At 65.7% G+C, this 17,943-nt stretch carries 17 protein-coding genes; 5 read left to right on the top strand and 12 right to left on the bottom strand.

Going from position 1 to position 17,943, the window contains the following annotated elements:
• Positions 1-56 precede the first annotated feature (56 nt).
• Entirely contained in the window at positions 57-998 is a 942-nt protein-coding gene (locus tag WHZ77_RS18525; RefSeq protein WP_375309251.1) for a GlxA family transcriptional regulator, read from the top strand.
• Positions 999-1,383: 385 nt separating this feature from the next.
• On the opposite strand, the gene WHZ77_RS18520 is transcribed toward WHZ77_RS18525, so the two are convergent.
• The gene (locus WHZ77_RS18520; protein WP_375314760.1) at positions 1,384-2,391 is read right to left on the bottom strand and encodes a Na+-dependent transporter; all 1,008 of its coding nucleotides are present in this window, start codon (positions 2,389-2,391) and stop codon (positions 1,384-1,386) included.
• 14 nt (positions 2,392-2,405) lie between these two features.
• Positions 2,406-3,353, bottom strand: coding sequence for an alpha/beta hydrolase (locus tag WHZ77_RS18515; RefSeq protein ID WP_375309250.1), 948 nt, complete (start codon positions 3,351-3,353; stop codon positions 2,406-2,408).
• Between the two features lie 206 nt (positions 3,354-3,559).
• On the opposite strand from WHZ77_RS18515, the gene WHZ77_RS18510 reads away from it, so the two are divergent.
• The gene (locus WHZ77_RS18510; protein ID WP_375309249.1) at positions 3,560-4,591 is read left to right on the top strand and encodes a DUF2155 domain-containing protein; all 1,032 of its coding nucleotides are present in this window, start codon (positions 3,560-3,562) and stop codon (positions 4,589-4,591) included.
• Between the two features lie 10 nt (positions 4,592-4,601).
• Here WHZ77_RS18510 and aat read toward each other — a convergent pair whose 3' ends face one another.
• The 10 genes from aat to WHZ77_RS18460 form a co-directional block, all read right to left on the bottom strand.
• Entirely contained in the window at positions 4,602-5,282 is a 681-nt protein-coding gene (aat, locus tag WHZ77_RS18505; RefSeq protein ID WP_375309248.1) for a leucyl/phenylalanyl-tRNA--protein transferase, read from the bottom strand.
• 64 nt (positions 5,283-5,346) lie between these two features.
• Positions 5,347-6,450 (bottom strand): sensor histidine kinase, encoded by a 1,104-nt coding sequence (locus WHZ77_RS18500; protein WP_375309247.1) that lies wholly within the window; start codon positions 6,448-6,450, stop codon positions 5,347-5,349.
• Entirely contained in the window at positions 6,447-6,887 is a 441-nt protein-coding gene (locus tag WHZ77_RS18495) for a response regulator (RefSeq protein WP_151641869.1), read from the bottom strand. The genes WHZ77_RS18500 and WHZ77_RS18495 overlap by 4 nt, the downstream gene beginning before the upstream one ends.
• A complete protein-coding gene (locus WHZ77_RS18490) occupies positions 6,884-8,404 on the bottom strand; it encodes a CHASE3 domain-containing protein (protein WP_375309246.1) in 1,521 nt (506 codons plus the stop codon). The genes WHZ77_RS18495 and WHZ77_RS18490 overlap by 4 nt, the downstream gene beginning before the upstream one ends.
• A 105-nt stretch (positions 8,405-8,509) precedes the next feature.
• Entirely contained in the window at positions 8,510-9,868 is a 1,359-nt protein-coding gene (accC, locus tag WHZ77_RS18485; protein ID WP_375309245.1) for an acetyl-CoA carboxylase biotin carboxylase subunit, read from the bottom strand.
• Positions 9,869-9,949: 81 nt separating this feature from the next.
• On the bottom strand, positions 9,950-10,438 hold the full coding sequence (gene accB, locus WHZ77_RS18480; protein ID WP_375309244.1) for an acetyl-CoA carboxylase biotin carboxyl carrier protein: 489 nt from the start codon (positions 10,436-10,438) through the stop codon (positions 9,950-9,952).
• A 36-nt stretch (positions 10,439-10,474) separates the two neighbouring features.
• Positions 10,475-10,942: a type II 3-dehydroquinate dehydratase gene (gene aroQ / locus WHZ77_RS18475; protein ID WP_375309243.1), complete on the bottom strand. Its 468-nt coding sequence runs from the start codon at positions 10,940-10,942 to the stop codon at positions 10,475-10,477.
• 248 nt (positions 10,943-11,190) lie between these two features.
• Entirely contained in the window at positions 11,191-11,985 is a 795-nt protein-coding gene (locus WHZ77_RS18470) for a DUF1236 domain-containing protein (RefSeq protein WP_375309242.1), read from the bottom strand.
• A 211-nt stretch (positions 11,986-12,196) separates the two neighbouring features.
• Positions 12,197-12,964: a DsbA family protein gene (locus WHZ77_RS18465; protein WP_375309241.1), complete on the bottom strand. Its 768-nt coding sequence runs from the start codon at positions 12,962-12,964 to the stop codon at positions 12,197-12,199.
• Between the two features lie 112 nt (positions 12,965-13,076).
• Positions 13,077-14,477, bottom strand: coding sequence for a M48 family metalloprotease (locus tag WHZ77_RS18460; protein ID WP_375309240.1), 1,401 nt, complete (start codon positions 14,475-14,477; stop codon positions 13,077-13,079).
• Between the two features lie 193 nt (positions 14,478-14,670).
• Here WHZ77_RS18460 and WHZ77_RS18455 point away from each other — a divergent pair, with 193 nt between their 5' ends.
• From WHZ77_RS18455 to WHZ77_RS18445, 3 genes are all read left to right on the top strand, one after another.
• The gene (locus WHZ77_RS18455; RefSeq protein ID WP_375309239.1) at positions 14,671-15,858 is read left to right on the top strand and encodes a pyridoxal phosphate-dependent aminotransferase; all 1,188 of its coding nucleotides are present in this window, start codon (positions 14,671-14,673) and stop codon (positions 15,856-15,858) included.
• A gap of 86 nt (positions 15,859-15,944) precedes the next feature.
• Positions 15,945-16,499: a biotin transporter BioY gene (locus WHZ77_RS18450; RefSeq protein WP_375314759.1), complete on the top strand. Its 555-nt coding sequence runs from the start codon at positions 15,945-15,947 to the stop codon at positions 16,497-16,499.
• An 85-nt stretch (positions 16,500-16,584) separates the two neighbouring features.
• Positions 16,585-17,922: a dicarboxylate/amino acid:cation symporter gene (locus tag WHZ77_RS18445; protein WP_375309238.1), complete on the top strand. Its 1,338-nt coding sequence runs from the start codon at positions 16,585-16,587 to the stop codon at positions 17,920-17,922.
• Positions 17,923-17,943 lie beyond the last annotated feature (21 nt).

Raw genomic sequence — 17,943 nt, 5'->3', positions numbered from 1 at the left:
TGTCATGATGCCATTCTGTCCAAAATGGCGTAATTCCCTCACTTTCGGACATGACCATGATCGGCATCCTGATCTTCCCCGATTTCCAGTTGCTCGATGCGGCAGGTCCCATCTCGGTGTTCGAGATCGCGGCGCGCGCCAGCGGCAAGACGACGACCGGGATCAAGGTGCTGGCGCTGAACGCGGGACTGGTGCGCAGCTCGTCCGGCGTCGAGATGATGGCGCGGGATTTCAAGTCGGCGAATGCGATCACGACACTCGTCATCGCGGGTGGCGCGGGCGTGGCGGATGCGGCCCGCTGCGAGGTCACGCGCGCCTTCGTGCAGCGGCTGGCGAAGCGCGGCGTGCGGGTCGCCAGCGTCTGTTCGGGCGCCTATGTGCTGGCCGAGGCGGGCCTGCTCGACGGCCGCCGCGCCACCACGCATTGGGGACGCACGCGCGATTTCGTCGCGCGCTACCCGAAGGTGAAGTTCGAGCCGGACCAGATCTTCACGCACGACGGCAATGTCTGGACGTCGGCGGGCATCACCGCCGGCATCGACCTCGCGCTGGCGATGGTCACCGAGGACCATGGCGAGGAGATCGCGCGGCAGGCTGCGCGGCAGCTCGTGCTGTATCACCGCCGCAGCGGCGGCCAGTCGCAATTCTCCTCGCTGCTGGAATTGAAGACGCCGAACGGCCGCTTCGGCGCGCTGCTGTCCTGGGCGCGCGAGAATCTCGATGCCCGGTTGACGGTGGAAGATCTCGCCGACCGCGCCGGCATGAGTGCACGACATTTCGCCCGCGCCTTCGCCGCGGAGACCGGCACGACGCCTTCGAAGGCGATCGAGCGCTTAAGGATCGAGGTCGCACGCGAGCGCGTGCAGTCCTCGCGCGAGGCGATCGAGCTCGTTGCAGAGGCGACCGGCTTCGGCGATCCCGAGCGCATGCGCCGCGCTTTCATCCGCGCGTTTGGTCAGCCGCCGCAGGCGCTGAGGCGCGCGGCGCGGGCGGGGTAGGGCGCATTCGTCGAGCTTCGGTGGACGCGCATGAAGACGATCGAACTTGACGCCCGCAATTGGGCAAGCCCTCACGATTTCGTTTGGCGCTCAAAGCTGCGTTGGGGGCACCGGCATGGCACGGGGATGTCGTAGGTGCATTCTTGGACTCGATTTTTGGCGCTGGGACGAATGCGCTCAGGCCGCCCTATTTGATACGGGTCGTGAATGCAGCCGACCTTGCACCCGAGATCCGAGACTTGATCAACGACTTCTCGAAAGCGATTAATGAGACGCGAACTCGTAGACGTACGAGAACCGGGGAGGACGTGGCGGTTAGGTCTCGAGATTGAGAGTGGCCTTACGTAAAGGTGGGGCCATTCCCAGTTGTGACAACTCGGGCCGTCTACAAGGCCGAGCCGCCAGCCGCCGCCACAGGCGCGTCGGCCCGCGCCGTCAGCCGCCGCGCGATCGGCATCAGCATGTATGGCGCCAGATGAATCGGAAACTGTGTCATCGCGAAATAGAGCCAGGTGGTCGGCGGCAGCGCGCCGGCGGTCGCGGCCAGCATCAGGCCGAGATTGCGCTGTGACACCATCAGCCCGAGCGCAAGGGCGCGCTCGTAGCCGATGCGGCGGAACAGCAGCGTGGTCACGGCGAGCAGCGTGAAATAGATCGCGAAGGACAGCGCCGCGAGGCCGATCGTGAACAGTGGCTGAGCCACGAGGTCGCTTGCGACATCGCCCATGATCGCGGCCGCGAAGACCAGGAGGATGATGATGTTGAAGCCGTCGATTGGCTTCTTGTGACGCTGGATCGCCTCCGCGCCGAATGTCCATCGGGTCAAGGTCGCGGCCAGCAGCGATGCGGCGAGGATGCCCGATAGTTTCAGGCCGAGCGCCGGCGGCGAGATGCTGAGCATGTCGCCGAGGAAGAGGCCTGCGAACAGCGAGGCCGTGAATGGCACCAGCGCGGTTGAAGCCACCAGCGTGACCAGCACGAGCGTGGCATCGAGGCCCATCAGCGCGGCCAGCGCTGGAGCGGCCATCATCGGCGAGGCCATGCCCTGCAGCATCAGCGCGAGGAACAGGTCGGGCGAGCGGCTGGTGAGCCCGGTGGCATGGGCGATCAGTCCGACGATCAGCGGCACGCCGATCGTGGTCCAGACCGTGGCGGTCGCCACCAGCGCCGGCCGGCGCAGATGGTGGTGGAGCGCGGCCAGATCGACCCGCATGAAGGAGATGCAGAGCAGAACGAAGATGGCTTCGGTGATGTAGGGCCGCAGCAGCACGCCCAGCGGCGGGACCGCCATGGCGACGAACACGACGGCGGCCACCGCACGCGTGCCCTGGCTGCCGAGCCAGGTCAGTGCGCGCAGGGGGAGGGCGAAGATGGTTTGAAGAACGGACGACATGCGGGACGGCGGCGTCAGCCCAATCCCTTCAGCCACGCGCCGATCTCGCTGACGGCGACATTGGCCTGCTGGAGCAATTTGCCCATCGTGAAGAAGCCGTGGAACTGGCCGGGATAGTGCTTGTACGCGACGGGCACGCCGGCCTGCTTGAGGCGCGCGGCATATTCGTCGCCTTCGTCGCGCAGGGGATCGGCGCCGGCGGTCAGCACATAGGCCGGCGGCAGGCCGGCAAGGTTTGTCGCGCGCGCCGGCGAGGCACGCCAATCGTGGATGTCGGCGGCGCCGTTGAGGTAGTGATCGCGGAACCAGCGGATCACCGAATGCGTCAACAGTACGCTGGTCTCGGGCTCGCTGTGCGAGCCGTGCGTCATGGCGAAATCGGTGGCCGGATAGATCAGGACCTGGCCGGCGATTTTTGGACCATTACCGTCGCGCGCGGCGAGCGCGACGACGGCCGCAAGGTTGCCGCCGGCGCTGTCGCCGCCGATCGAGAGGCGCGCGGCGTCGATGCCGAGCTCGCGCGCGTTGGCGGCGATCCATTTCGTAGCGGCGATCGCGTCATCGGCGGCGGCCGGAAATTTGTGCTCGGGCGCGAGGCGATAGTCGATCGATATGACGATCAACGCGCCAGCGTCGGCGAGCTGGCGGCAGACGACGTCGTGGGAATCGAGATCGCCGATCACCCAGCCGCCGCCGTGGAAGAACACCAGCGCGGGCGACAGGCCATGCTGCAGACGTGGCTGCTTCGGCACATAGATGCGTGCCGGGATCGTGCCGTGCGGCGCCGGGATCGCAAGCGGCGCGACGCGCGCCAGCTCCGGGGCGTCAGGATTGGTGGCAAAGCGCGCCTGCGCGTAATAGGCGCGCGCTTCGTCCGCGGTCAGGCTCTCATAGGCGGGCCGGCCGGCCTCCTGGAAGGCCTTGTAGACGGCGGCGGCATCGGGATCGAGCACGACGGGCATGGGGAGGGACCCTTGAGGTTCTGGTTATCGTTGGACGCAATTTTCGGGGGCGATGCCCGCCTCGGCCCCGGGGAGGAGCTTGCCGACTATCCCATTCGGCCGCCGCTCTGGCCAGATGGCGGCGGGCAGGGCAGGAATGCCGCCCTTTCCCCGCCGTATTCGCCGTGTTAACCGGATGGCCTGCGAGCGGCGGTATCCCCTGTAGAATGTCCAGCAAGCCCGATTCGCTGTTGAAGCCGCGCGAGACAATGGTTCGAACCTTTACCCTGACAGGTCTTGCGGCGCTTCTGGCCGCCACCGCATTGACGGTTGCGACGCCCGCGCAGGCGCAGATCGGTACGATCTTCTCCGATCCGCCGCCGCGGCCGCCCGGCGCGATTCCGCGTGGTCAGCCGCAGCCGCAGATGCCCGATGAGGACGACGAGGAGGTCCCCGCGCTGCCGCCGCAGGGCCGCGTGTTGCCGTCGCGCCCGATGGCGCCGCCCCCGGGACGGCAGGGTAACGTGATGCCGGGGCCGGTCGAGTCCCAGCCGCTGGCGCCGCCGCCGGGCTCCACTGCCGCGCCGCCGAACCAGGTGCCGCCCGTCGCGGTCGCGCCGCCGCAGGGCGCCCCGGGTGGGCCCGGTCAGCGCCAGCCCCAGCAGAAGGGCGGGCCGGTGCCGCAGACGCCCGCGAGCCTGCAGCCGGGCGATGAGGTCGTGACCGAGCCGCCGGCCCAGAAGATCGTGAACAAGAAGGCGACCTTCTCCGGCCTCGACAAGATCACCGGGCGCATCATCAATTTCGACGAGGATATCGGCGAGACGGTCCAGTTCGGTGCGCTCAGGGTCAAGACCAATGCCTGCTACACGCGGCCGGCGACGGAAGCCGCCAATACCGACGCCTTCGTCGAGGTCGACGAGATCACCTTGCAGGGCGAAGTGAAGCGCATCTTCTCGGGCTGGATGTATGCGGCAAGCCCGGGCCTGCACGGCGTCGAGCACCCGATCTACGACATCTGGCTGACCGACTGCAAAGAGCCGCAGCAGACCATTGCGACCGCGGCGCCAGATCCCGCGAACAAGCCGGCCATGGCACCGCCGCCGCCCGCGCAGAAGAAGGCCGCGCCCAGGCAGGCCGTGCAGCAGCGTCCGCCGCAGCCCTTGCCGCCGATCCAGCAGCAGCAACCGGCGCCGCCGCCGCCTCCGCCGCCGGAGCAGCGTCCGGGTCTGTTCGGTATTCCCGGGTTCGGCCGCTAGGCTCTCTGACTTATTGCCGTGAAGCGATGATCTCGAGCGCGCGTGCGCCCGGGATCGCGGCGCCGTCCGCGAGCCTGAGGAAATCGCCGGGCTCGCCGGCGAGCGCCTTGTCGAGCAGCGCTGTGTAGCGCCGCCGCGGAATCTCGACCGCGCCAAAACTCTTCAAATGCTCGGTGACGTATTGCGTGTCGAGCAGCTCGAAGCCGCCATGAATGAGCCGCGCGACCAGGTGCACCAGAGCGACCTTCGAGGCATCGCGCGCGGTGTGAAACATGCTCTCGCCGAAGAAGGCGCGTCCGAGGCTGACGCCGTAGAGCCCGCCCACGAGATCGTCGCCCTGCCAGGCCTCGACGCTGTGGCAATGGCCGAGGTCGTAGAGGCCGCCATAGAGGTCACGGATGCGCTTGTTGATCCAGGTGTCCTCGCGTCCGGCCTGCGGCGCGGCGCAGCCGGCGATGGTCGCCTTGAAGGCGGTGTTGACGGTCACGCGAAACAGATCCGAACGCACGGTGCGCGCGAGCCGCGAGGCGACGCGAAATCCCGCGAGCGGGATAACGCCGCGCAATTCTGGCTCGACCCAGAACAGGGTCGGATCGTCGGCGCTTTCGGCCATCGGAAAGATGCCGCAGGCATAGGCCCGCAGCAGCACGGCCGGCGTGATTTCAGACGAAGCGGAGTCGCGCGAAGTCATGGTTCGTAACAATAGCAGGATCGCGGTGGGGTTGCGATGGTGAGGAACCCCGTGCAATCGCGGGTCAGCTCGCCGCGGCGCTGCTCGCCCGGTCGGGCGTCGTTGGCACGCGGCGGAACTTGAGGAGAATGCGGGTGCCGGAATGGGCGGGGTCGCGCTCGACGGTGGCATCCAGCTTGGTGGCCATCGCCGCGACGATGCGCTGGCCCATGCCGGTGGAGCGCGGATCGGCCTTGACCTTGTCGCCGACGCCGTCGTCGGCGATCGACAGCAGCAGATCGTCGCCCTGCGAGGTCAGCTCGACATGGATCGGGCCGGCGCCGTCGGGATAGGCGTATTTCACCGCGTTCATCACCAGCTCGTTGACGATGATGCCGACGGCGACGGCGCGGTCCGGATCGATCTCGATCGCCTCGGCCTTCACCGTCAGGCGCGACATCCGGTTGCCTTCGGCCGAGCGGCGCAAATCCTCGAGCAGGGAGTCCAGATATTGATTGAGGACGACGCTCTTGAGATCCTGCGAGGTGTAGAGGCGGCGGTGCACCTGCGCCACCGCGGCGACGCGGCCCATCGCATTGGTGAGCGCCGCCTTGACCTCGTCCTGGCCGGCGGAGCTTGCCTGCAGATGCAGCAGCGAGGCGATGATCTGGAGCGAGTTGCCGACGCGGTGGTTGACCTCGCGCAGCAAGAGCTCGCGTTCGGCGGCGAGCGCCGCGTAGCGGTCGCGCGAGGCGTGGATCTCGGCTTCGGCTTCCTCGCGCGCCTTCTGCAATTCGGCCTGGCGCAGCGCGCCGTCGGCGGCGACGTGGAGCAGCGGGATGAAGTCGCCCCTGACGTCCTTGACGAGATAGTCGGACGCGCCCGCCTTCAGCGCGGTGACCGCGATGCTGGAATCCTGCGAGGCGGTGACGAACACCACGGGCGGCGCGCCCGCGATCGCCATGATCTGCTCGAGTGTCTCCAGCCCGTCGAGGCCGGGCATGTACTGGTCGAGCGCCACGACATCGATGCCGCCCTCGATCTGCGCGCGGCGGATCTGCTCGAGGCCTTCCTCGCCGCTGGCGGCATGGACGACCTTGTAGCCGCGCCGCGTCAGGCCGCGATCGACCAGGCGTGCCAGCGCCGCGTCGTCGTCGATGTAGAGCAATGTGGGCGTGCGCTGGTTCATGAGGCGGCGGGCGGGACCTGGATGACCGAGAAGAACAGACCGAGCTGCCGGATGGCGTTGGCGAAATTCTCGTAATTGACCGGCTTGGTGATGTAGACGTTGCAGCCGAGCTCGTAGCAGCGCTTGATTTCCTGGGAATCGTCGGTCGTGGTCAGCACCACCACGGGCGAGGCCTTCAGATATTTGTTTTCCTTGATCTGCTTGAGGATATCGATCCCGGTCATGTCGGGAAGATTGAGGTCGAGCAGGATCAGCAGCGCGTTGCCCTTCTGCGCGAGCCCGCTGCCGTCGGCGCCGAACAGGTGCTTCATCGCATCGGTGCCGTTGGTGAAGGGGATGATCTCGTTGTTGACGCCGGAGCGGCGGATGTTGCGCTCGATCAGCCGCGCATGTCCCTCGTCGTCCTCGATCATGATGATGCTGACAGGCAGAGTCATTGGTCCGAGTTCCGGTTGCTGGCGTTCCAGTTGATCGGCAGCGTAATGGTGAAGGTGCTGCCCGTATTCAGTTCCGACGATACCGACATGGTGCCCCCGAGGCGGCGCACAAGTGCACGCACATGCGCAAGACCGATGCCCTGACCGGGTTTGTCCTGGGTTCCCGCACGCCGGAACAGGTCGAAGATCCGCTGATGATCCTTCGGGTCGATGCCGCGGCCGTTATCGCTGATCTCGAAGATAGCGTATCCGAGCTTGGTGCGCCCCCGGATTCCGATCTCGCCGGGAACGCCGTTCTTGAGATACTTAATCCCGTTGTCGATCAGATTGGAGAAAATCTGCTCCAGCGCAAGGCGGTCGCTGACGATATTCGGCAGCGGTTCGACATGGATTTCGGCCTGGGCCTCGGAGGCCTGATGCGCCAACGTCGACACGATCGCCTCGATCAGCTCGCGCGTGTCGATCTTCACCGGCTCGAATTCGCGCCGGCCCTCGCGGGTGAGATTGAGAATTGCCGAGATCAGGCGGTCCATCTTGGCGATCGACGACTTGATGAAGCCGAGCGCTTCGGAGAAATCCGTCGAAAGCTGCTTGTCGGGGCCTTCGAGCGCGATCTCGCCGGCAGCCGGCGGCGGCGGCCCGCCGGTCGCGGCCTGGGTGAGCCCGCCGATGCGGCGGAAGATGTCGCCGCTGAGCTCCTCGAGTTCGCTGGTAAAGCCCATGATGTTGACCAGAGGCGAGCGCAGATCGTGGCTGACGATATAGGCAAAGCGCTGGATCTCGTTGTTGGCTTCGCGCAAGTCAGCCGTGCGCTCGTCGACGATGGCCTCCAGGTTGAGATTGGCGTCGCGCAGCCGCGTCTCGGCCTCGTCGCGGGCCTGCGCAGAACGTCGTACCAGCCAGGTCGAAATCAGCGCCAGCAGCACGACCAGGGCGGAGCCGATGGCCGTCATCGACGCAGCGAACGTCTGGCTACGGTCGGCGTTCGTCGAGCGAAGGCGGAACAGCCGCTCCTCTTCCTGGATCATTGCGCCCGCGGCGCGGCGGATCGCGGACGTGGTGTCCACAGCGGCGGCCTCGCGGACAAGCGCCGTAGCCCGGTCGGGCTGTCCCTGCCGGATGAAGTCCATTTCCTGTGCGAATTGGCCGAGACGGGTATCGATGGCCGTGTGCAGCTTCTCCATGCTGTCACGTTGCACCGGATTGTCGCTGGTCAGGCGCGTGACCCGGTCGAGGACAGGAGGGATGGCCGCGACGGCCTTCTCGTGGTCGGTCTTGAAAGTCTCCCCCTGCGTCAGCAGAAAGCCGCGAGCGCCGCTTTCGGCCCGGCGGATTTCAAGCAACAGAGTGTTGAGCTGGTTCTCCACCTCGATGGTGTGAATGACCCGCTTGTTGTCGTCTCTCGCCTTGTTGACGAGATAGACCGAGCCGGCGCTGATCCCGGTCAACACCAAAAGCCCCGCTGTCACCAGCAGGACATGCCACAACGCGCGCCGCCGCTGCGCCTCAGCCGTCACGACGGTCTCGCCTCGTTACGCTCGTGGAGTTCAACACGCCCCCTTGGAACCGTCCCAACGATCGAGAACGCGATTCAGGCCACCGAGTTCCATGGGCAGCTGAAGTTATTTCGCGGCGGGGTCAGCCTTGCCGGCGAGGTACTGCTCCAGCCAGTGGATGTGGTAGTCGCCGTTGATGATGTCGTCTTCGCGAACCAGGTCGCGGAACAGCGGCAGCGTCGTCTCGATGCCCTCGACCACCATCTCGTCCAGCGCCCTGCGCAGCCGCATCAGGCATTCGGCGCGGGTCTTGCCGTGCACGATCAGCTTGCCGACCAGGGAGTCGTAATAGGGCGGGATAGTGTAGCCCTGATAGACCGCGGAATCGATGCGGACACCGAGCCCGCCCGGCGGGTGGTATTGCGTAATGCGGCCCGGCGAAGGCCGGAAGGTCTGCGGGTTCTCGGCGTTGATGCGGCACTCGATCGCGTGGCCGATGATCTGGATCTCGTTCTGCTTCGCCGGCAGATCGCCGCCGGCGGCGATGCGGATCTGCTCCAGCACGAGGTCGATGTCGGTGATGCTCTCGGTGACGGGATGCTCGACCTGGATGCGGGTGTTCATTTCAATGAAGTAGAACTCGCCGTCCTCATAGAGGAACTCGATGGTGCCGACGCCGAGATATTTCATCTCGCGCATCGCCTTGGCGCAGGTCTCGCCGATCTTGGCGCGCGCCGCCGCGGCCAGCACGGGCGAGGGGCCTTCCTCCCAGACCTTCTGGTGACGGCGCTGCAGCGAGCAATCGCGCTCGCCGAGATGGATCGCGCCGCCGCGGCCGTCGCCGAGGATCTGGATTTCGATGTGGCGCGGCTTCTGGAGATATTTCTCGAGATAGACGGATGCATCGCCAAAGGCGGATTTGGCTTCGTTGGCCGCCGTCGACAATGCCACCTGAAGGTCGGCCTCGCTCTGCGCGACCTTCATGCCGCGCCCGCCGCCGCCGGCTGCCGCCTTCACCAGCACGGGAAAGCCGATCTTCCTTGCGATCGCCATCGCGTCGTCGTCGGGGCCGACCGCGCCGTCGGAGCCGGGCACCACGGGGATGCCGAGCTTCCTGGCGGTCTTCTTGGCCTCGATCTTGTCGCCCATCAGGCGGATATGCTCGGCCTTGGGGCCGATGAAATGCAGATTGTGCTCGCCGAGGATTTCGGCGAAGCGCGCGTTCTCGGACAGGAATCCGTAGCCGGGATGCACGGCATCCGCGCCGGTGATCTCGCAGGCCGCGAGCAGCGCGGGCACGTTGAGATAGCTGTCCTTGGACGGCGGAGGGCCGATGCACACGCTTTCGTCCGACAGGCGCACATGCATGGCGTCGGCGTCGGCGGTCGAATGCACGGCGACGGTCGCGATCCCGAGCTCCTTGCAGGCGCGCAGGATGCGAAGGGCGATCTCGCCGCGATTGGCTATGAGGATCTTGTCGAACATTTTGCCTCAGGGGGCGAATGGGGAATAGCGAATGGCGAATGGGGCGGAGCAGCTATTCGCTACTCGCTATTCGCCACTCCCTCACTCAATAATAACGAGCGGCTCGCCGTACTCGACCGGCTGGCCGTCCTCGACCAGGATCTGCGTCACCGTGCCGGCGCGCGGCGAGGGGATCTGGTTCATCGTCTTCATGGCTTCGATGATGAGCAGTGTCTGGCCGACCGAGACCTTGCTGCCGACCTCGATGAATGGTTTCGCGCCGGGCTCCGGCGCCCAATAGGCGGTGCCGACCATCGGGGATGTCACGGCGCCCGGATGCTTCGACAGGTCGGGCGCGGTAGCCGCAGGTGCGGCGGCTGTGGCGACCGCCACGGGCGCTGCGTGCGCCATCGGCGCCGGCATCGTCGCCGCGACGCTGATGTTGCGGGCGACGCGCAGGCGCAGGCCGGCGCGTTCGATCTCGATCTCGGTGAGGCTGGTCTCGTCGAGCAGGAGTGCGAGCTCGCGGACGAGCGCGGAATCATCGCTGGAAAATTTTGCGGCTGCTTTGTCGTCTGGCTGGCGCGCCATGTTCTTTATCCGAATGTTCTGTGTGAGGAGGGAGCGTCAGGCTTTGGGCTTGATGCCGAGCTTGGCGGCAAGGCCCTGGATGGCGAGGCGGTAGCCCTCGATTCCGAAGCCGCAGAGCGAGGCGAACGCCGCGCGTGCGGTGTAGGAGTGGTGGCGGAAACTCTCGCGGGCATGGATATTGGTTACGTGCACTTCGACGGTCGGGATCTGCACCGCGAGCAGCGCGTCGTGCAGCGCGATCGAGGTGTGCGAATAGCCGCCGGCGTTGATGATGATACCCTTCATTTTGCGGGCATGCGCCTCGTGGATGGAGTCGATCAACTCGCCCTCGCGGTTGGACTGCCGGCAGTCGGCCTTGAGGCCGAACGCCGCGGCCGTCTCCCGGCACAGCGTCTCGACGTCGGCCAGCGTGGCATGGCCGTACTTCTCGGGCTCGCGCGTCCCCAGCATGTTGAGGTTCGGCCCGTTGAGAACGAGGATCGTGTCGGTTGCAGGTTCAGCCATTCAAATCCCGGCGGAGGTGCTTCGGCGTGGCGGGGTTATAGGTAACAAAGCGCGTCAGGGGAAGCCTTGAAGGGCCTCCCGGGGGCCTTCAGGCACCTCATCCAGGGTGCAAAAACCTGTGCGGAAGCTACGGAAATTGCTTGTTAACCAGTTCGAAGCATGGCCCGCCGGGCGGGGGGGCTCCCCCATGTGCCAAAAGCCCCTGCCGATCTCTCGGCAAGGGCTCATGGGAGCGTCAGCCCAAAGGCTTAGCCTTCGATGATGTAGACGATCTCGCGCGTCTGCGGACGAACGATGATGTACTGGCCGCGGACGTAGATCACGTCATAGCCGCGCCACTCCGGATAGATTTCGACGATCCGGGGCGGGAGCGGGTGGAAGCGAACGGACGCCGGGATCGCGGCACCCACCGAGATGTTGAAGTTGACGTTGGTGGTCTCTTCAATCTTGGTCGACTTGATCGCGGTGGAAATTTCGGTCCGCTTCTCGGGCGGCGGAGCGGAAGCGGTCGCCGAGGCGGTGCCGGTCGTGGTCTGGGACTTGGTGTCGGCAGCCTTGCTGTCCGCGCCCTTGGTCTGGGCGTTCATGTTGCCGCTCTTGGTGTCGGTCTCCGTGCTCTTGGACTTGTCCATCTGGGACTTGTCCATCGTGCTCTTCGACTTGTCCTGCGCACCCTGGGCGTGCTCGCCCTTCGTCGCGCCGGCCTTCTCGTCAGCCGCGTTCTTGTTCATCGGGCCGGACTTTTCCATCCCGCCGGACTTCTCCATGGCGCCGGATTTCTCCATTGCGCCAGACGACTTCTCCTCGGCCGCTCCGCCGGGCTTCATGGCGCCGCCAGCCTGGCCGACGGTGCCCTTCTCGGGAGCAGCTTCCTTGCCCATGGCGCCACGTTCAGCCGCGCCGCCCGAAGGCTGCGAATGCTGCGTCGGCTGCGCACCGGCGCCGCCGCCGCTGTCGCGGTTCATGGTGCCCTGTGCGTTCGCCAGACCGGTGCCGGCGACCAGCGCGAGCGCGGCAACCGAGATCATAAAGCGGTTCGACATTGAATTCTCCTCACGTGTTTATTTGCGTCATTGCCCGCGCCAACAACGAAAGGAGGTATCAGGAGTTCCGGAACATCTGCGGTTCCGCGGTATTTGTTTCTTGAACGCCAGATGAATGCGCGCGCCAGATTTCGGCGCAATGAAAAGGCCGGCTTTTCAGCCGGCCTTGCGTGAGGGTCGATGTCGCGAATGCGATCGGCAGGTCGCCTTGTTAGCAAGTCGCCTTGCCGCAGCGGGCGACCCCGATCTTTTCCTTGAGGCCCTCGAGGCCGACGGCGCCGATCACGATCTGCTTGCCGATCACGTAGCTCGGCGTGCCGTTCATGCCCATCGCCTCGGCGAGCTTGAAATTCTCCTCGATGGTGGCGCGCACCTCGGGGCTACCGAGGTCCTTCTCGATCTTCGCGGTGTCGAGGCCGGCCTCCTTGGCCGCCTGGATCGCGCGCGCCTTGTCGGCGGCACCGCGGCCGCCGAGCAGCTTCTGGTGGAAGTCGAGATATTTCTTGCCGGAGGGATCCTGCATGCGGACGGCGACGGCGACCTGCGCCGCTTCGACCGAGCCCTGGCTCAACACCGGAAACTCCTTGAGCACGACCTTCAGCTTGGGATCGCCCTTCATGAGGTTGAGCATGTCGTCCATCGCGCGCTTGCAGTAGCCGCAATTGTAATCGAAGAACTCGACGAAGGTGACGTCGCCGTCCTTGTTGCCGAGCACGACCTGGTGCGTCGAGTTGAAGATCGCGTCGGCGTTCTGCGCGATGCTGGCCTCGTGCTTCTGCGTCTCGGCCGCGGCCTGGCGCTTGGTGAGCTCGGCCATCGCTTCCTCGAGCACCTCGGGATGGGTGACGAGGTAGTTCTTGACGATCGCCTCGATGTCGTTGCGCTGGGTATCGGAGAAGCTGTCGGCCGACGCGGGCACGGTCGCACCGAACATGGCGAGCGCAAACAGCGCGGGAGCAAGCAGGCGCAGCGAAGGCATAGGCAAATCCTCTTATCCAAAGCAGGTTTCGGAAAACGTCCCGACGGACTTAGGCTTGGGTCGTGACGTCGTGGTGTCAGGCGTCGTGATGTCGGGCGTCGTTCGGGTCGAGCTAGTTTCGGGACGGCTTGGCCGCCACGATGTCGTCGGCCTTGACCCATCCGGGCGTGCCGACGGCGAAACGGGTCTTTGCGCGCGTGGCGAGCTCGCGGGCGGTCTTGTTGTCGCCGCGCAAGTAAGCGGCCTGCGCGGACGCCAGATCGGCCTCGGCATAGTCGCCCTTGCGGCCATAGGCCATCGCGAGCTGGGTATAGCCGAGCACGGCCTCGGGCTCCCGTGCCACCGCGGCGCGGAGAATCCGAACGGCGTCGTCCGTGTAGGCCTTATTATCGGTTCCAACCAGAGCCTGCCCAAGTAACATCTCGATGAGGGGCGAATTGTTCGACAATTGCACCGCCTTGCGCAGGGCAGGGATCGCCTCGGCAGGCTTGCCGCTCTCCAGCAGGGCCTGGCCGCGCACCTCGTAGAAGTACGGGTTGTTGGGCTGGACCTGGATCAGCGCGTCGATCTGGGCGAGCGCGCTGCGCAGATCGCCGTGCAGATAGGTGCTGATGGCACGGGCATAGCGCGCCGGCATGCTGTCGTTGGTCTGCGGATAGCGGCGATACACCGTCTCCGGCCGTTCCATGAAGGCCGAGATCTTGGCGCGCACCATGTCGTGGCGCAGCTGCAGCGCCGGGTCGTCCTTCTTGTCCCAATAGGGGCTCGAACTGGCGAACTCCTGAAGCGAGGCGACGCGCTCGGCGGGCATCGGGTGCGACTGCAGATAGGGATCGGCGCCGCGCGCGGCGAACAGGCTCTCGCTGGTGAAGCGCTTGAAGGTCTCGTACATGCCCTTCGGCGACTGCTGGGTCGCGGTCAGGAATTTGACGCCGGCGCGGTCGGCGTTCTCCTCCTGCTGGCGCTGGTAGGACAGCAGCGTCCGGCGGATCATCTCCTGAGGTCCCGCGATCGCAGCGGCGCCGGCATTGGCAAGCCCGTTGTTGCCCGCGCTGCTGCCACGTGTGGTGCCAGCGACCATCGCGCCGGCGCCGAGCAGCATCGCGATGATCATCTGGGTCTGGGCGGTGGCGAGTTGTTCGCGCAGCTTGGACAGATGACCACCGGCCAGATGCCCGGTTTCGTGCGCGAGCACGCCGATGATCTGGTTCGGCGTCTCCGACTGCAGGATCGCGCCGTAATTGACGAAGATGCGGCGGCCGTCGGCAACGAAGGCGTTGAACGAGCCCTCGTTGACGATCACCATCTGGATGTTCTGCTTCTCCAGGCCGGCGGCGCGCAGGATCGGTCGGGTATATTCGCGCAGCAGCTGCTCGGTCTCGGTGTCGCGCAGGACCGGTGGCCCCTTGCCCTGCGCCTGCGCCGCCGGCATCGGCAAGAGCGCGATCGCCGCCGCGGTGACGAGGGCGGTGAGGGCAGTGGCCTTCTTGCGCAAAGCGATCTGGAGCAACATCAGGCGGTCTGGGTCAAACGGTCTTGAAAAGTGGTTTGGTGACTGGTTTTGGCGATTGGCGGCAGACCGGATACGCGATATGCCCTTCCAAGCCGTATCCCTTATGAGCCGTACAATGCGGCCAGTCTGGGGCGCAAGCGCCCCGTTTCCCGGACCGGAACCGACCGGTTCTCCAGCGAAATAGCAGAATTCGATGCACGATGCGACATTGAGGAACCGGTTGGGGCAGTGGCTCGAGCCCTCCCGCCGCAGCGACGTCCCCCCGTTCATGGTGATGGACGTGATGGCCGCGGCAGCCCGAATCGAGGCGGCCGGAGGCCATGTCATTCACATGGAGGTCGGCCAGCCCGCGACGGGTGCTCCGAAGACCGCGATTGCGGCCGCCCATGCGGCGCTCGAGTCGGGGCGGATCGATTATACCTCTGCGCTCGGCATCCCCAGCCTGCGCGCGCGCATCGCGCGGCATTATCGCGATGCCTATGGCTGCGATGTCAGCCCCGAGCGGATCGTGGTGACCACAGGCTCGTCCGGCGGGTTCGTCCTCGCCTTCCTGTCGATGTTAGAGCCCGGAGATCGCGTCGCCGTGACGGTGCCGGGTTATCCGCCTTACCGTCATATCCTGACCGCGCTCGGCTGCGAGCCGGTGCTGATCGAGACCACCAACGAGACGCGCCACGCGCTGACCGGCGAGGCGCTGCTGGCGGCCCATCGGAAAGCGCCACTGAAGGGCGTGCTGGTCGGAAGCCCGGCCAACCCGACGGGCACGATGATGTCCCGCGAGGCGCTCGCCGGCCTGATCGCGGCGTCAGAGGACGCCGGCATTCGCTTCATCTCCGACGAGATCTATCACGGGCTCGACTACGCGTTTCCGGCGGTGACGGCGGCCTCGCTGTCCGAGCACGCACTCGTGATCAACTCGTTCTCGAAGTATTTCTGCATGACGGGCTGGCGCGTCGGCTGGATGGTCGTGCCTGACGTGCTGGTGCGGCCGATTGAACGGCTCCAGCAGAACCTGTCGATCTCGGTACCGTCGCTGTCGCAGATCGCGGCCGAAGCCGCCTTCGACGGTGCGGCCGAGATGGAGGAGATCAAGCACGGCTATCAGGAAAACCGGCGGATTCTGATCGAGGGACTGCCCAAGGCGGGCCTCAGCAAGTTCCTGCCTGCAGACGGCGCTTTCTATCTCTATGCCGACGTCTCCGACTTCACCTCGGACAGTTTCGAGTTCGCCAAGCAGATGCTGGAGCAGGCCCATGTTGCGGCAACGCCAGGGCTCGATTTCGACCCCATCCATGGCCGCTCGTTCATAAGACTGTCCTATGCACGCTCGGCTGATGAGATGCGGGAGGCGGTTGACCGGATCGCCCACTGGCTTAAATAGCCGCCAGTTTCGATAGCCTTCTGGAGTGCATCTTGTCTGACCGTTCCGTGCCCACCGCCGCCGTACATTCTTCTCTCGCCGCCTTGATGTGGCCGACCCGTCCGGGCGAAACCGTAGGCGCCTTGCGCGCCGTGGTGCTGATCGCGCTCGGCACCGCCTTAATGACGCTGTCGGCCAAGGTGAACCTGCCGCTGCCTTATGTGCCCATGACATTGCAGACGCTGGTGGTGCTGATGATCGGCGCCGCCTATGGCTGGCGCCTCGGCAGCGCGACCATGATCGCCTACCTCGGCGAGGGCGCGATGGGGCTGCCGGTGTTCGCCGGCCCGGTCGGTGGAATTGCACCGCTGGTCGGCCCGACCGCCGGCTACCTGTTCGGCTTCATCGGCGCAGCCTTCGTCACCGGCTGGCTCGCCGAGCGCGGCTGGGATCGCAGCGTCGTGCGGTTGTTTGCGGCGATGGCCGTCGGCCACGTCGTCATTCTCGCCGCGGGTTTCGGCTGGCTGGCCTTTGGTCTCGGTCTTGGCGTTGCCAAGGCCTGGCAGGTCGGCTTGCTGCCGTTCATCGCCGGCTCGCTGGTCAAGAACGCGCTTGGCGCGACGCTGATGCCGGCGGCGCGCCGGATCGTCGATCGCCGGTAAGGCGACGATTCCGACCAGTTCCAATTGACAGGGCCGGCCAAGTTGATCTTGGCTGGCCTCTGAGTTTGAGGGGGGGAGTGAGACGATGACGACGACAACGATGACGGCGGGAACGCCGGTTGTGCCAAGCGCGGCCAAGCCGTGGTACAAAGTCCTCTATGTCCAGGTGCTGATCGCCATCGTGCTCGGCGCCATCGTCGGCTGGCTCTGGCCCTCGGTCGCCACCAACGAGTGGATCAAGGCGCTCGGCGACGGCTTCATCAAGCTGATCAAGATGGTGATCGCCCCGATCATCTTCTGCACCGTGGTCTCGGGCATCGCCCACATCCAGGACGCCAAGAAGGTTGGACGCATCGGCGTCAAGGCACTGGTCTATTTCGAGGTCGTCTCGACATTCGCCCTGATGATCGGACTCATCATCGGCAATCTGGTGAAGCCTGGCGCAGGCTTCGGCAATGCGGCGGCCAACGAGGCGGCGGTCGCAAATTACGCCAAGCAGGCCGCCGGTCAGAAGTCTGTCGACTTCGTGCTGCACATCATTCCGGACACCGTGGTCGGCGCCTTCGCGCAGGGCGAGATCCTGCAGGTGCTGCTGTTCTCGGTGCTGTTCGGCTTCGCGATCATGAGCCTCGGCGAGCGTGGCCACACGATCCGCAGCTTCATCGACGACGCCGCGCATGCGGTGTTCGGCGTCATCTCCATCGTGATGCGTGCGGCGCCGATCGGCGCATTCGGCGCGATGGCTTACACGATCGGCAAGTTCGGCACCGGCGCGATCCTCAACCTGATCGGATTGATCGCCACGTTCTACGTCACCGCCGCGCTGTTCGTCTTCGTCGTGCTCGGCACCATCGCGCGCTTGGCGGGATTCTCGATCTTCCGGTTCCTGGCCTACATCAAGGACGAGCTCCTGATCGTGCTCGGCACCTCGTCGTCGGAAAGCGCGCTGCCGTCCCTGATGGAAAAGCTCGAACGGCTCGGCTGCTCCAAGTCGGTGGTTGGGCTCGTGGTGCCCACGGGTTATTCGTTCAATCTCGACGGCACCAACATCTACATGACGCTGGCGACGCTCTTCATCGCGCAGGCGCTCGGCTACGATCTCTCCTTCAGCCAGCAGCTCACCATCCTGGTCGTGGCGATGCTGACCTCGAAGGGCGCCTCCGGCATCACCGGCGCCGGCTTCATCACGCTGGCCGCGACGCTGGCGGTGGTTGATCCGCGCCTCGTGCCGGGCATGGCGATCGTGCTCGGCATCGACAAGTTCATGAGCGAGTGCCGCGCGCTGACCAATCTCTGCGGCAACGGCGTGGCCTGCGTGATCGTCGCCTGGTGGGAGGGTGAGCTCGATCGCGACAAGCTCAACGCCAACCTCTCCAGGCAGATCGATCCGACGGACATGGAAACCGCGATCACGACGGACTGATCGGCATCTGACGGGGTAACG

Origin of the sequence: Bradyrhizobium sp. A5 (assembly GCF_042076515.1) — a bacterium.
Lineage (GTDB): Bacteria > Pseudomonadota > Alphaproteobacteria > Rhizobiales > Xanthobacteraceae > Bradyrhizobium > Bradyrhizobium cosmicum.
This window is presented reverse-complemented; position numbering and strand designations above follow the sequence as displayed.

Bases quoted from the DNA above. Each gene is read 5' to 3' on its own strand.
- accB (WP_375309244.1), bottom strand. From the start codon at position 10,438: ATGGCGCGCCAGCCAGACGACAAAGCAGCCGCAAAATTTTCCAGCGAT.
- WHZ77_RS18455 (WP_375309239.1), top strand. From the start codon at position 14,671: ATGCACGATGCGACATTGAGGAACCGGTTGGGGCAGTGGCTCGAGCCC.
- WHZ77_RS18460 (WP_375309240.1), bottom strand. From the start codon at position 14,477: ATGTTGCTCCAGATCGCTTTGCGCAAGAAGGCCACTGCCCTCACCGCC.
- WHZ77_RS18500 (WP_375309247.1), bottom strand. From the start codon at position 6,450: ATGAACCAGCGCACGCCCACATTGCTCTACATCGACGACGACGCGGCG.
- WHZ77_RS18510 (WP_375309249.1), top strand. From the start codon at position 3,560: ATGTCCAGCAAGCCCGATTCGCTGTTGAAGCCGCGCGAGACAATGGTT.
- WHZ77_RS18450 (WP_375314759.1), top strand. From the start codon at position 15,945: ATGTGGCCGACCCGTCCGGGCGAAACCGTAGGCGCCTTGCGCGCCGTG.
- WHZ77_RS18520 (WP_375314760.1), bottom strand. From the start codon at position 2,391: ATGTCGTCCGTTCTTCAAACCATCTTCGCCCTCCCCCTGCGCGCACTG.
- WHZ77_RS18465 (WP_375309241.1), bottom strand. From the start codon at position 12,964: ATGCCTTCGCTGCGCCTGCTTGCTCCCGCGCTGTTTGCGCTCGCCATG.
- aroQ (WP_375309243.1), bottom strand. From the start codon at position 10,942: ATGGCTGAACCTGCAACCGACACGATCCTCGTTCTCAACGGGCCGAAC.
- WHZ77_RS18445 (WP_375309238.1), top strand. From the start codon at position 16,585: ATGACGACGACAACGATGACGGCGGGAACGCCGGTTGTGCCAAGCGCG.
- WHZ77_RS18470 (WP_375309242.1), bottom strand. From the start codon at position 11,985: ATGTCGAACCGCTTTATGATCTCGGTTGCCGCGCTCGCGCTGGTCGCC.
- accC (WP_375309245.1), bottom strand. From the start codon at position 9,868: ATGTTCGACAAGATCCTCATAGCCAATCGCGGCGAGATCGCCCTTCGC.
- aat (WP_375309248.1), bottom strand. From the start codon at position 5,282: ATGACTTCGCGCGACTCCGCTTCGTCTGAAATCACGCCGGCCGTGCTG.
- WHZ77_RS18525 (WP_375309251.1), top strand. From the start codon at position 57: ATGATCGGCATCCTGATCTTCCCCGATTTCCAGTTGCTCGATGCGGCA.
- WHZ77_RS18495 (WP_151641869.1), bottom strand. From the start codon at position 6,887: ATGACTCTGCCTGTCAGCATCATCATGATCGAGGACGACGAGGGACAT.
- WHZ77_RS18515 (WP_375309250.1), bottom strand. From the start codon at position 3,353: ATGCCCGTCGTGCTCGATCCCGATGCCGCCGCCGTCTACAAGGCCTTC.